A 13,089-nucleotide genomic window follows, 5' to 3' on the forward strand; every position below is an offset into this window, starting at 1 on the left:
AAGAACATCAGACGGCCTGTTTCAGCGCCGCCTTTTCCGCGCGCAGCTCCTCGATCGAGCGAACGTTGCGGCGTGCTGCCCCCGCCCAGTCGCGGGTCTGCACCTTCGATTTCGACAGCCGCTCCTTGGCGGCCGGTACGGCATGCGCATATTGCGGCAGCCAGCGCGCCTGGGCAACGACCATCTCGTCGACCATCTGCCAGACCTCTTCCGGCGTCGAGACGGCGCCGACCAGCGGGTCGTGCAGCACGGCAAGCTTCAAGAGGTCGATGTCGCCCGATATCGCCGCATGCACCGACATGCGCTGGACGTTGATCGAGGCGATGCAGGTGGCCGCGCAAGCTTCCGGCAGGGTGACGCCCGAGACCATGTTGATGCCGAAGCGGTCGACGAAGCCCGGCGATTCGATGATCGCATCGGAAGGCAGGTTGGTGATGACGCCGTTGTTCTTGACGTTGAAATGGCCGCGATAGACCCGGTTCGTCTCCAGCGCCTCGAGAATATGGCTTGCATGTTCGTTCGAGCGCTTGGCGGGATCGATCGGCTTTGCGGCGGATTCCAGGAATTGCGGATATTCCGTCTCGAACCAGTTGCGCGTTTCAGTGGAATGGCGGAGATAGCCGCCGGTCTCGCCATGGATCCAGTCGGACATGTCGATCCAGCGGGTGATTTCATCCGGCCGCTTGCGATACCAGGGCAGGTATTCCGAGAGATGACCGTTGCTTTCGGTGGAATAGACGCCGAAACGCTTCAGCACGTCGATGCGCAATTTCTCCTGCTGCGAATAGACCGGATGCGCTTCGAAGGCGGCGATGAGCTCGTCCTTGCCGATCCTGCGGCCGTTGAGACGCAGGTCGATGAACCAGGTCTGGTGGTTGATGCCGGAGCAGATATAGTCGAGCTCGCTCAGCGACTTCGCGCCGAGCACCTCGGCGATCTGTTCGGCGCCGTGCTGGACACCGTGGCAGAGACCGACGGTATCGACCTTGCCATATTCGATCGCCGCCCAGGTGTTCATCGCCATCGGGTTGGCATAGTTCAGGAATTTCGCACCGGGCTCGGCGACCTCGCGGATATCCTTGCAGAAGTCGAGGATAACCGGGATGTTGCGCTGGCCATAGAGGATGCCGCCGGCGCAAATCGTATCGCCGACGCACTGGTCGATGCCATATTTCAGCGGAATGCGGATATCATCGGCATAGGCCTCGAGCCCACCGACCCGGACGCAGCTGATGATGTAGCGCGCGCCTTCCAGCGCCTGGCGCCGGTTGGTCGTCGCCGTCACCTTGGTCGGCAGCCCGTTCGCCTCGACGACGCGGTCGAGGATCGCCTTGATCATTTCGAGATTGTGTTCGCTGAGATCCGTCAGCGCGAATTCGACGTCGCGAAATTCCGGAACGCACAATATATCGGTAAACAGCTTCTTGGTGAAACCGACGCTGCCCGCACCGATGATAGCGATTTTGAAACTCATGATCTTCACCTCGACCCAATCGAATGCTAAGGAAAAGAAGGCCATGGAGGATCAGGCCGCATGCTGACGCATGTGGCTGAAAACGCCGTAAAATCTGCCTTTTTCCTCCCGGCCGCTCTGTCGACCGTGGTCTCTTCCTCTTGTCGGCGGGGATTATGCCCGAAATCGACAGGGCGACCAGAGAAGGATTATGCTTTCAGGGGTAATTTTGTGCTGCAGGATTTGATCGCCAACGGACAGTCGATGAGGACGGTTTCTCTGCCCCGCGGCCGCCAGCGATTGCACGCCATGCCGACCAGCGCCGGCTATGAAGTGCGCGAGAACGAGACCTATGACTGGGACGGCCGCCGGCGCGGCCAGACGCCCTTCACCGTGCTGCAGCACACGATCAGCGGCAGCGGCAAGCTGCGCTACCAGAACCGCAACTATCGCCTTCAGGGCGGCGACACGCTGCTCGTCCTGGTGCCGCACAATCATCGCTACTGGCTGGAGAAGGGCGACCGCTGGGAATATTTCTGGATCTCGATGAATGGCGAGGAAACGCTGCGCATCCACCAGATGGTGCTGTCGACCGCCGGCCCGGTGCTGAAGCTGCAGCCCGCGACCATCGATCATCTCGCCGATTGCAGCCTGCGCCTGGTCAAGGGCGCCACGTCGCCAGGTGCCGCCTCGGCAATCGCCTATGAAGCGGCGATGGCGCTTTACGACGACGTCTTCGGCTCGCCGGCCTTTGCCGCCGAGCTCAGCCTCATGCAGCCGGTGATCGACCATATCAACGCCAATCTTGAAAAGCCGCTGCCGGTCAGCGAGCTTGCCGGCATCGTCGGCCTCAGCCGCGCGCATTTCTCGCGCAGCTTTGCCGAGAGCGAGGGCATGCCGCCGGCCGAATTCGTGCTGCAGCAGCGCCTGCAGCGCGCCGTCAAGCTTCTGACCAAGGCCGACTTCCTGCCGGTCAAGGAAGTCGCCATCATGTGCGGCTTCGAGGACCCCAACTATTTCTCCAAGGTCTTCCGCCGCGTCTACGGCACCAATCCCACCGAATTCCGCACGACGGGCATGTATGCCAGCATCGGCAAGCTGCGATAGCTGGTCGTCCCGATCGGCGGACCTTGGCTTCAGGCCCGCACCTCGAACACCATGTTGAACGGCGTTTCCGTCGCACGCCGGAAATGCGTGAACCCGGCGTCGAGCGCGACCTTTCGAAGCTTCATTTCTCCCGCCTGTGCGCCGAGCCCAAGCCCGACCTCCTGGGAGAGTGACGCCGGCGTGCAGATCATCGTCGACGCGCCGTAATAGACCCGGCCGACCGGATTGAGATTGTCCTTGAGATGGTCATGGGCAAAGGGCTCGACGATCAGCCACGTCCCGTTCGGCCCAAGTGTTTCCTTGACATGCCGGCCGGCGCCGACCGGATCGCCCATGTCGTGAAGGCAGTCGAACATGGCGACCATGTCATAGCCTCGCCCCGGAAATTCCGCCGCCGAGCCCTGCTCGAAGGTCACACGGTCCGCAACACCCGCATCCTTCGCGGCGGCCTTCGCCCTTTCGATCGACGGGCCGTGATAGTCGAAGCCGGTGAAGCGGGAGGCGGGATAGGCCTGCGCCATCAGGATGGTCGATGCCCCATGACCGCAGCCGACATCGGCGACACTGGCGCCGGCCTTGAGCTTTTCCTCGACGCCGCCAAGGGCCGGAATCCATTCATTGACGAGATGGCTGTTGTAGCCCGGACGAAAGAACCGCTCGGTTCCCCGAAAGAGGCAGGTGCTGTGCTCATGCCAGCCGAGGCCCTTGCCGGTGCGGAAGGCATCGGCGACCTTGGGCTCGTCCATCCACATGGATTGGACGACCTCGAAGGCGCCGACGAAGAAGGCCGGGCTGTTTTCCTCGGCAAACACCATCGCCTGCTCCGGCGTCAGGCTGAAACGATCGGTCTTTTCATCGTAAACGACATAATCGGCAGCCGCTTGGGCGCTCAGCCATTCCCTGAGGTAGCGCTCCTTGACCCCCGTTTTTGCGGAAAGATCCTGGACGCTCATCGGCGTTCCGTCGGCCATAGCCTTGAAGAGGCCCACCTTGTCGCCAAGCACGACCAGGGCACCTGACATGGCGGCGCCGACGTCTCCAACAAGACGACCGACAAGCGCATCGAGTTTTTGCATATCTGGTTCACGCATTGTTGCCTCCCCCGCGCGTGATAAGGATGATCTAAATCAGACTTTAATGATATTCAGTCAATCAAGCTTGTCATTCGAGAGACGGGCGTGGAGTATTGAAGGTCGAAAGAATGGAACAGGCGGATCCATTCCAAGCCTCACAACGTCTTGTGCTCATGGTCCTGCTTTCATCATCGCTTGTATCGAAATTGCGTTTTTAATATAATATTCTCGAGGCAGAATCACACTTTTGATGCAAGGTTATTGTTTTGTGTCTATCTTCCGCTCAATGCCGTGCTGCTCGTGCCCTTTTGGCATGGTCCCAGGACGATCTGTCATCGGCCTCGAAAGTCGCCAAGGCGACGATTGCTAATTTCGAGGCGGGAAAGCGCTCTCCCTACGAACGAACGCTTCAGGATATGAAGCACGCCCTGGAAGGCGCAGGTGTAATTTTCATCCCCGAAAATGGCGGGGGTGCGGGTGTTCGCCTCGCAAAACGCGCCGATGCCTCGATCGACACGAACGAGACCGAGACGGTTCAATATGAAGAATATCTCGAAAACGACGCACCGCCCGGTGCGGGTGGTTGAATGATGGCAAAAAAAGAAAAGCTAGAACACTCCGAACTGGCGGGAGAATTCACCGACGACGGTGTCACCGTGCTCGTCGATATCTTCCGCACATCGGGCAGCAATGAAGACTGGACGATGGAAGTGGTCACGCAAGCGGAAGATCTGATCCGCTGGGATGAGCCATTTGCGACAGACCGGGATGCCTTCGACGAATTCCTGGCCGTCGTCGCGCGCGACGGCATTCGATCGTTTCTCGAAGATGAAGAGCCATCCGTGCATTGAGGGTATTCCGTGAAAAGTATCAATGATCTCGTCGCATCGGCGAAAACCGTCTGCGATCGATACCGGGCCGGGCGGATGGAGCGCGAGACCGTGCGGGAATGGGTTCTCGGACTTGGCGCCTATCCGCCGCCGCATGGAGATCGGGTGCGCGAAGCTGCGGAATGGTTCCGGCTGCACAATCGTGAGCCTGTTTCCGAAGACATCGTGCTGGTGGACATCGATCGACTTGCAGCGATTGCGGCGCCGTGATCCCGGGCGTGCGAGCGGATAGGCGAGCTACAAAGGCTCGCCTATCCGCTCGCACGCCAGTCATTGCCAAACCGTTCGATGCAGGACGGATCGCCGGGGCGCCGGCGCTGTTTTGCGGTTGCCTCGCCGCCTCGATCCGGACTGGCGCAATTACGCCGGTACTCGGCGGCGTAGGACCAATGACTATCATGAGCCTTATGCATAATACCCTCATCGCAGCTTCCATGCAGAGCGGTCTGGGGGTTCCGCTGCTTCGGCAAATGTGACACCCCTACCGCTGACATGGCTCCTGCATCTCACGCGCGAAGCGTACGTCAAGCGCGGTTAGGTCATTTTAATTCGTGCGATAAATAGAAGGAACAGCACGTGGCAGCATTTCCGGAAAAGGCAAAGGTCGTCATCATCGGGCTCGGCGGTATCGTCGGCGCTTCCATCGCGCATCATCTCGTCGAGCGGGGATGGGACGATATCGTCGGCATCGATAAGTCGGGCATCCCGACCGATATCGGCTCGACAGCCCATGCCTCGGACTTCTGTTACACCACGAGCCACGACTATCTGTCGGTCTGGACCACACAATATTCGATCGATTTCTACGAGAAGATGGGCCACTACGCCCGCATCGGCGGCCTCGAAGTGGCGCGCACCGGCGACGATTCCTGGATGGAGGAAATAAAGCGTAAGCTATCCTCGGCACGCGCTTTCGGCACGCGCGCTCACTATGTCAGCCCTTCCGAGATCAAGGAGAAGTTCCCGCTGATCGAGGAAGATCAGGTGATGGGCGGCCTTTACGATCCGGATGCCGGCCTCGTCATTCCGCGCTCGCAGACCGTTGCCGGCAAGCTGGTCGATGCCGCCGAAAAGGCTGGCAAGCTGCAGGTGTTCGGCAACACGCCGGCGAAGTCGCTGATCGTCGAAGGCGGCCGCATCAAGGGCGTCGTCACCCATCGCGGCACGATCATGGCCGACCACGTCATCGTCTGTGCCGGCCTCTGGGGGCGCCTGATCGCGGAGATGGTCGGCGAAGACTTGCCGGTCATGCCGGTCGACCACCCGCTCACCTTCTTCGGCCCGTATAATGAATTTGAAGGCACCGGCAAGGAAATCGGCTTCCCGCTGCTGCGCGACCAGGGCAACTCCGCCTATATGCGCGATACCGGCGACCCGGCGACGACCGAGGGCGGCCAGATCGAGTGGGGCTATTACGAAGCCACCAATCCGCGCATGTGCCATCCGCGCGACATTCTCGAAAAACACGAAGCGCGCCTTTCGCCCTCGCAGCGCGATCTCGATATGGAACAGATCATCGAGCCGCTCGAGCGCGCCATGGAATTGACGCCGATCCTCGGCGAACTCGGCTATAACGAAGGTCACTCCTTCAACGGACTGCTGCAGGTTTCCGCCGGCGGCGGCGCATCCTGCGGCGAGAGCCAGAAGGTGCGCGGTCTCTGGTATTGCGTTGCCATCTGGGTCAAGGACGGCCCGGGCTATGGCAAGCTGATCGCCGACTGGATGACCGATGGCCGTACTGAAATCGATCACAACAGCATCGACTACGCCCGCTTCTATCCGCATCAGTTGACGGAAGAGTTCATCGAGGGCCGCTGCTACGAAGCCGCCCAGAAGATCTATTTCCCGGCTGTTCACACCCGCGAACCCTATGCATCCGGCCGCAACGCCAAGCGCTCGCCCTTCTACGAGCGCGAAAAGGAACTCGGCGGCTACTTCATGGAACTTGGCGGCTGGGAGCGTGCGCACGGCTACGCCGCCAACGAGCATCTTCTGGAGAAATACGCCGACCGCGTCCCGGTTCGCGAGAATGAATGGGACAGCCGCCATTTCTGGCGCGTGTCGAATGCCGAGCATCTGGCGATGAGCGAGGATTGCGGCATCGTCAATCTCAGCCACTTCCACATGGTCGACATCGAGGGACCTGATCATGTCGAGCTGATGGAATGGCTCTGCGCCGCCAAGGTCGGCGGCGATGCAAACATCGGCAAGGGCATTTACACCCACTTCCTCGACGACGAAGGCATGGTGCGCGCTGACTTTACCGTCTTCCGCATGGCCGATCGATGCCGTCTCGTCAACGGCGCCGATGCCGGCCCGCGCGATCTGCACTATATGAAGCGCGTCGCCGAAGACCGTGGCCTTGACGTGACCATCACCGACGTCTCGGAAAAATTCGTAACGATCGGCATCTGGGGTCCGAACGCGCGCGACACGTTGAAGAAGGCCGTGGCCGATCCGGCCGGGCTCGATCAGGAAAACTTCGCCTTTGCGGCGATCAAACCGATCGAAATCGCCGGTAAGCCTGTCACCGCCTTTCGCATCTCCTATGTCGGCGAGCAGGGCTGGGAACTGCACATGAAGTACGAAGACGGTCTCGCCGTCTGGGATGCGCTGCGCTCGACCGGTGTGATGGCCTTCGGCGTCGAAACCTATGCAAACTCGCGCCGCATGGAAAAGAGCCTGCGCCTGCAGAACGCCGACCTGCTGACCCAATACAACCTGATCGAAGCCGATCTCGCCCGTCCGAAGGTCAAGGAAGCCGATTTCCGTGGCAAGGCGAAACATCTGGAATACAAGGCGCGTGAGCACCAGCCGGCCATGCTCTGCACGCTTGTGATGAGCGAGAACACCGACAAATCAGGCGTGAAGCGTTATCCGGTGGGTAGCATGCCGGTTATTGATCCCGCCACGGGAGAGGTTCTGGTCGACGAGCTTGGCCGTCGGTCCTACACGACCTCGGTCGCCTACGGCCCAACGGTCGGAAAGAACATCGCCTTGGCTTATCTGCCTTGGTCGCATTGCCAGGTCGGACGCAGGCTGAATGTCGAGTATTTCGCCGAGACTTATCCGGTCGAGGTTGTCGGCGTCGGGTACAAGCCGATCTATGACCCGGAAAATTTGAAGCCGCGCAGCTAAGCACTCAAGTGCATGTGGCGCCGCAAGCACGGGGCGCCACACTGAACGGCGGCTCGATGAGCTCGCTAGTGACACCTGTTCCAGGTGCCCAATAGCTGCCCTAAATCAAAGAAATAGAGCATGATGTTGTCGGCGTCATGCTCCAGGCTATTTCCCCTGAAACTTCTTCCGCGCCGCGCGCACCACGCTCTCGGCGAGGATCAGCAGGCAGCCGAGGAGAAGCAGAGCAGCGGCGAGTAACGCGTCGGCATGGGCGAATTTCACCAGCACGCCGACGACAGCGATCAGCAGCAGCGCCGCCAGCGCCAATGCGCCGTCGTCGATGAACATGCCGAAGAATTCCTTGAACACGACTTTAAGAATATTCGTCATGCGGCGACCTCGGCATGGGCGTTGAAATACTGGCGCAGCATCCGGACCGCGGCGAAGGAAAAGACGGCAAGCACGGCAAGGATCGCCAGGAGCGAAAGGTCGTCGCCCGGCCAGTCGGCACCGATGCCCTCGCCGACCCAGAATATGCCGAAGGCGCTGAGCAGCAGCCCGACGACGAATTTGAGGCTGTTCTCCGGAACCGCCGAAAGCGGTTTGTGCACGAAGATGCCGATGATCAGCACCAAAAGGCAAGCCGCAGCCGCCCCAAGGCTGGCATAACCGATCATGCCATGTCCGGCGCCGGTGGCGATGACGATGAACACCACTTCGATCCCCTCGAGCAGCACGGCCTTGAAGGCCGCAATGCCCGCCAGGAGATTTGCGCGGCGCTCGGAGGATTGGCGCCTCAGGCTATCCGTCTCGGCGGCAAAGGCCTTGTCCTCGTCGTGCAGCGCGATGAAGCCCGAAGCCCTGAGGATCGCCTTGCGCAACCAGCGCAGGCCGAAGAGAACGAGCAGCGTTCCGATGACGAACTGCATCAGCTCGACCGGAATGAGGCCGAGCAATGGACCGAGCGCCAGCACAAGGATGGCCAGAACGCCGAGCGCAAGACCGGTGCCGATGAAGGCCGGCCGCCAGCTTTGCGTGACGCCGACGGCCAGGATGATGGTGAAGGCTTCAACGACCTCGACGAAGGAGCCGAGAAATGCGGCCGTGACCGTCGAGGTGATCGTTGTCAGAGTTGTCATGGTTCTTGTCCGTTATACAGGCGGAGATCAATGCGTTGTTGATGCCGGCAGCACTGTGCAACAGCTGCGAGAAAGGGAAAAGGCGTGCGCTGCTAAAGATTGTGCATGAAGGGTATTGAAGGATGAAATCGAAAATCTGGAAGCGCATCCGCCTTGATCGACATCCCCTATCCCTCCGCCGCCAACGCGATGGACGAGACTTGGGAGAGCTATCTGCTGTCGCCGTTTTCAGCCTCGGCGGCAGCGTCAGGCGCGCGGCTCGGAATGAACCGCTTCGAGATCAACCAGCAGCCGAGCGCCCATAAAGCCCCGGCGCACCATCCGGCTAAGACGTCCGTGGGGTAATGGACCCCGAGATAGATCCGACTCAAACCGACGATGACGGCAAGGAAGACGCCGGCGCCCATGACGAAGATCCGGGTCGACGGATAACGCTGCGTTCGCGCCACGAGCGCCCCTAGCGTCAGATAGGTCACCGCCGAGACCATGGCATGTCCGCTGGGAAAGCTGAGATCGCTCACTTCGACCAGATGCGGCACGATATCGGGACGCGGCCGGGCGACGAGAATCTTCAGCGTCGCGCTCGCCAGCCAGCCGGTCAGCACCGAGGAAAAGACGAAGATGGCGATCGGCCAGCGCCGGTCGAACAAAAGATAGATGGTGATCAGAGCCGTCAGCAGCGAGAGAACGGTGATGCCGCCGAGGGCGGTGATATCGTCGACGGCATGAGTCAGCCATCCGGGGCCGATCGGCACGGCAAGATCGTCCGCGCGTCTCAACGCCAGCAGGATTACCTCATCGAAGCGAAAGGACTCGCCTTCCAGGACTTCACTCGTCAGCCGCTGGAGCACGAACAATCCGCCCGCGATCGACGCGAGCGTAATCAGCGTCAGCGGTTCATAGGCGGTAAGCCTTGTCAGAAAACCTTGTCGTTGAACCTCAGTCATGCCTGCCGTCGAGCTCCCTTTACATGATGCCGGTCCTCGCCAAATCGGCAATGCAACCGCAGGATTCAAGGTCAAACGGCATTAAATGACGCACCTGAAGCGAGTTTTACGCTCGGCGACGTCGCCGTCCATGGTTCACTGGCATCATCCGCGAGATGGGGGAAGGGATTGACTTGGTCGCGTCCTGACAAAGGACTGCCGCAGCGAGGTCAGTAAAAATGGCTACCTCCGCACACCATCAAGCGGCGATCGCACGCCGACCGTCGTCCTTCGAAAGCGCAACGTCTACCGCCCCGATCAGTTCACGATCTCAATGCTTTGTTGATGGCCGCAATCAGCGCGGCTCCGGAAAATTGCTTCTGCAGATAAGCAACGCATCCGACCTTTTCCGCCTCCGCCTTCACGGAGCCGGCTTCCAGCGCGGTAATGAAAATCACCGGAAGGACTGTCCCCTCGGCCTTCAGCCGGCGTTGCAGATCGATGCCGGACATGCCACCGAGGTCGATATCAAGGACAAGGCAATCTATAGCCTTTTTCCGATCGCGAGCGATAAAGTCCTCGGCGGATGCATACTCCTCGGCCAGAAAACCGTAGGCGTTGAGCAGCCGCCCGAGGCTGCGCCGTAGGCTTGCGTCATCATCGACGACAGCGACCGTGCGGCGAAGGTTCACCACCTCATGCCCCTCTTTTGAACATATGAGAGATTAACGGTTCCCGATCAAATTAGGCCGCTTCGAGGTCGATTGATATTGTCCTAAGGGGAAGGAGTCCTGTCACCCCGCCGGCGATGCCGTATCCTGGTCGATGAGACCAATATTTGCGGCGATCGACACCGCCTCGGCCAGCGAGTGTACGGCAAGTTTTTCCATGACCTGATGTCGATGTACCTTCACCGTCCGCTCCGAGATGCCGAGCGCAAAAGCGATCTGCTTGTTGAGACGGCCGCGAATGAGGAACCGGAACACTTCGGCCTCGCGCGGACTAAGCCCCGCCACAAGCGCCCGCTGGGCTTGAAGGCGGTCGTGTCCGGCCCGCTGTCTTTCATATTGGATGAGAGCGCGATCGATCGCCTCCATCAATGCCGCCGTGGTCGAACTCTTCTCCAGAAAATCCTTGGCGCCCGCCTTCATCGCCTCGACGCTCGCCTTGATGTCTCCTTCCCCCGTCAGGAACACGACCGGTAATAGCGGCGCCAGCTCGCGCAGCCGGCGTTGGATCTGCAGGCCGGACTGGCCAGGCATCTGGAGGTCGAGAAGAACGCAGCCCGGCTCGCAAGCGGAAAGGCGGGCGAGAAACTGGTCTCCGGATTCATGGGCTTCGACCTTGAGACCGTGTGCGGAAAGCAGCCTTGCGGTCGCCGTCCGGTAGGATTTGTCGTCATCGACGATATGGACAACCGGTTTCATCTCGATCGCTCCTCCCTGTGGGCGAGCGGCAGGGCCACGCGAAAGACCGCGCCTCCTTCGGGGCGGTTGTCGGCACGGATGGTACCGCCATAGGTCTCGAGAATGGCGCGGGCTATGGAAAGCCCAAGCCCGGTACCCGCCTGCTTGGTAGTATAGAACGGCTCGAAGATGCGGATCAGCCTCTCTTCGGGAATGCCATCTCCGGTGTCGGAAACCCGCAGCTCCGCCTTCTCGTTCGCCAGTCCCGTGGCGAAGCTAAGCGTTCTCCCGGCCGGGACGGCGTTCAGCATCGCATCCATCCCGTTGGTCGCCAGGTTGAGAATAACCTGCTGCACATGAACCTTGTCGGCACGCACGGGCAGCTCGCCCGGCGGCTGGGTTGAGGTCAGCTTAATTCCGCGCCGTTCCGCCTCGCCGTGAATGATGCGGATCGCGCTCGACGTGACATCGTTCAGATCGAACTCCTGCCAATCGATCTCGTTTCTCTTCTTGAGCAATTCTCTCATCCGACTGATGATATCGCCTGCGCGTTGATCGTCCTCCTGGATGTCGAGAAGAATCTGCTGGATCAGCTCGTGATCGGGGGGCTCTCTTCGAAGCAGCACCGAGGCCGCCTCGGCATTGTTGCGAATGGCCGATAAGGGCTGGTTCAGTTCGTGAGCGATCGACGAGGACAATGCTCCGGCTGTCGCGGACTGGTTGAGATGGACGGCTTCCAGCAAGTGAAGTTGCGCGCTGCGCTCGGCGTCGCGGCGCCGCCTCCGCTCGAGCAGCAGCACCGAGATGATGCCGGCTTGCGCCAACAGGAGGCCGCTCCCCGCCACCAATAGGACCCAGTGTTCCTCCCAGAGGCTTTTAACCCTGTGCATCTGGACCGTGCCCGGCGGCAGATCCTTTTCGGCGAGCCCCCAGCGTTGGAGTTGCCGGGCATCGGCGACATAGGTCTGGGGCGCTTCGAGATCCGACGCCGGCTTGCCGGCGATCGCATCGATGACGAGGTCGCCGACAGTCCGCCCCAGCGCATCGAATGTGACGGTATTGCCGCCGACGACGCCATAGTCGATGTAGGTCTGATAAGGTCCATAGACCGGCGCGCTGGCGGTCGCCGCGATCTGCCTGATCGCGTCGCGCGGAACAAAATTGCGCCCTGTCCGATCCTTGAAGACCGTCAATGCCAGGATGATGCTGTCGGGCGGGACGCGGGACGCGCGTTCGACGAATTCGTCGATCGCCAGATCTTCCAGATAGGTCGTCGTATCATAGGATTTGGAGAACTGTTTCAAATCCGCGCGAGCCGTCGTCAGCCAGCTCCGGTCGAAGTCGGACGAGCCTCCGACGATGTAGAGGTGGCGGGCATCGGGCTGCAGGCCGCGGGCCATCTCGGCCGTCTTCAGAATGTTGAATGTCGAGAAGGCTCCGATCACGTCATCCGGCAAAGCGATCTTCTCGGCGGTGGCGGTGCCGAAGCCGGCGGCTACGATTTTGGCGCCGGGAGCGATCGTGCCGCGGTTCGCGACGATGAAGCTGGCCGATTCCCTGCCGACGGCCACGACCACGTCGGGGCGGCGCGCTGCGTATTTCTCGCCCAGATATCGGGCCATGCGCGCGACATGTTCGCCTTCCGGAAACCGGGAGAGATCCAGGAACTCGGAAAACAGATCGATCTTGCCGTTGGTCGCCTCCAGCAGACGGCTTCTCAACGCCTCTCCGGCAGCGGTCGTCGCCGCGATCCTCTCGTCATAGGGATAAAGAACGAGGACGCGGGGAACCCGATCGATGATGGCAATCGAGGTGTCGGAGGCTGCTGCCTGACGACTGGACACACTCAGGGCGGCCACCGCCAAAAAAAAGGCAGTGCAGCATAATCGACCTGACCAATCGCCCAAGCCCATCCGCTTTCCCCCAAAGCCGGGCGACAATAACAGCTTCTCGCTGCGGCGTCATCTACGCATCA

14 protein-coding genes are annotated in these 13,089 nt (G+C 60.6%); 6 read left to right on the forward strand and 8 right to left on the reverse strand.

The genetic code is table 11. From position 1 onward, the window contains the following. Nucleotides 1–7 precede the first annotated feature (7 nt). Nucleotides 8–1,474, reverse strand: a complete 1,467-nt coding sequence (locus BA011_RS32225) for an alpha-glucosidase/alpha-galactosidase (protein WP_065284163.1) — start codon at nucleotides 1,472–1,474, stop codon at nucleotides 8–10. 60 nt (nucleotides 1,475–1,534) lie between these two features. On the opposite strand from BA011_RS32225, the gene BA011_RS32230 reads away from it, so the two are divergent. Then, on the forward strand, nucleotides 1,535–2,560 hold the full coding sequence (locus tag BA011_RS32230) for an AraC family transcriptional regulator (RefSeq protein ID WP_186806617.1): 1,026 nt from the start codon (nucleotides 1,535–1,537) through the stop codon (nucleotides 2,558–2,560). 29 nt (nucleotides 2,561–2,589) lie between these two features. Here the strand turns inward: BA011_RS32230 and BA011_RS32235 are convergent, their stop codons facing one another. After that, the gene (locus BA011_RS32235) at nucleotides 2,590–3,651 is read right to left on the reverse strand and encodes a class I SAM-dependent methyltransferase (protein WP_065283857.1); all 1,062 of its coding nucleotides are present in this window, start codon (nucleotides 3,649–3,651) and stop codon (nucleotides 2,590–2,592) included. Nucleotides 3,652–3,899: 248 nt separating this feature from the next. On the opposite strand from BA011_RS32235, the gene BA011_RS32240 reads away from it, so the two are divergent. The 5 genes from BA011_RS32240 (at nucleotide 3,900) to BA011_RS32255 (ending at nucleotide 7,661) form a co-directional block, all read left to right on the forward strand. After that, entirely contained in the window at nucleotides 3,900–4,220 is a 321-nt protein-coding gene (locus tag BA011_RS32240; RefSeq protein ID WP_020053007.1) for a helix-turn-helix domain-containing protein, read from the forward strand. A 3-nt stretch (nucleotides 4,221–4,223) separates the two neighbouring features. After that, nucleotides 4,224–4,484, forward strand: a complete 261-nt coding sequence (locus BA011_RS32245; RefSeq protein ID WP_032991118.1) for a hypothetical protein — start codon at nucleotides 4,224–4,226, stop codon at nucleotides 4,482–4,484. A gap of 9 nt (nucleotides 4,485–4,493) precedes the next feature. Beyond that, nucleotides 4,494–4,733, forward strand: coding sequence for a hypothetical protein (locus tag BA011_RS32250; RefSeq protein ID WP_017957896.1), 240 nt, complete (start codon nucleotides 4,494–4,496; stop codon nucleotides 4,731–4,733). Between the two features lie 179 nt (nucleotides 4,734–4,912). Continuing rightward, nucleotides 4,913–4,999, forward strand: coding sequence for a hypothetical protein (locus tag BA011_RS46670; RefSeq protein ID WP_420493452.1), 87 nt, complete (start codon nucleotides 4,913–4,915; stop codon nucleotides 4,997–4,999). 100 nt (nucleotides 5,000–5,099) lie between these two features. Then, nucleotides 5,100–7,661 carry a GcvT family protein gene (locus BA011_RS32255; RefSeq protein ID WP_065283858.1) on the forward strand — a complete coding sequence of 854 codons (2,562 nt, stop codon included), beginning with the start codon at nucleotides 5,100–5,102 and terminating at the stop codon, nucleotides 7,659–7,661. A gap of 147 nt (nucleotides 7,662–7,808) precedes the next feature. Here BA011_RS32255 and BA011_RS32260 read toward each other — a convergent pair whose 3' ends face one another. The 6 genes from BA011_RS32260 to BA011_RS32285 form a co-directional block, all read right to left on the reverse strand. Further along, nucleotides 7,809–8,033, reverse strand: a complete 225-nt coding sequence (locus tag BA011_RS32260; RefSeq protein ID WP_065283859.1) for a hypothetical protein — start codon at nucleotides 8,031–8,033, stop codon at nucleotides 7,809–7,811. Continuing rightward, nucleotides 8,030–8,782: a COG4280 domain-containing protein gene (locus BA011_RS32265; RefSeq protein ID WP_065283860.1), complete on the reverse strand. Its 753-nt coding sequence runs from the start codon at nucleotides 8,780–8,782 to the stop codon at nucleotides 8,030–8,032. The genes BA011_RS32260 and BA011_RS32265 overlap by 4 nt, the downstream gene beginning before the upstream one ends. Before the next feature lie 209 nt (nucleotides 8,783–8,991). Continuing rightward, on the reverse strand, nucleotides 8,992–9,729 hold the full coding sequence (locus BA011_RS32270) for a phosphatase PAP2 family protein (RefSeq protein ID WP_027665706.1): 738 nt from the start codon (nucleotides 9,727–9,729) through the stop codon (nucleotides 8,992–8,994). A gap of 302 nt (nucleotides 9,730–10,031) precedes the next feature. Continuing rightward, a complete protein-coding gene (locus tag BA011_RS32275; RefSeq protein WP_065283861.1) occupies nucleotides 10,032–10,403 on the reverse strand; it encodes a response regulator transcription factor in 372 nt (123 codons plus the stop codon). 99 nt (nucleotides 10,404–10,502) lie between these two features. Next, nucleotides 10,503–11,135, reverse strand: a complete 633-nt coding sequence (locus tag BA011_RS32280; protein ID WP_065283862.1) for a response regulator transcription factor — start codon at nucleotides 11,133–11,135, stop codon at nucleotides 10,503–10,505. Further along, on the reverse strand, nucleotides 11,132–13,027 hold the full coding sequence (locus BA011_RS32285) for a sensor histidine kinase (protein WP_065283863.1): 1,896 nt from the start codon (nucleotides 13,025–13,027) through the stop codon (nucleotides 11,132–11,134). Before BA011_RS32285 ends, BA011_RS32280 begins: the two co-directional genes overlap by 4 nt. Nucleotides 13,028–13,089 lie beyond the last annotated feature (62 nt).

It is taken from the genome of Rhizobium leguminosarum, from assembly GCF_001679785.1.
Classification (GTDB): domain Bacteria; phylum Pseudomonadota; class Alphaproteobacteria; order Rhizobiales; family Rhizobiaceae; genus Rhizobium; species Rhizobium leguminosarum_R.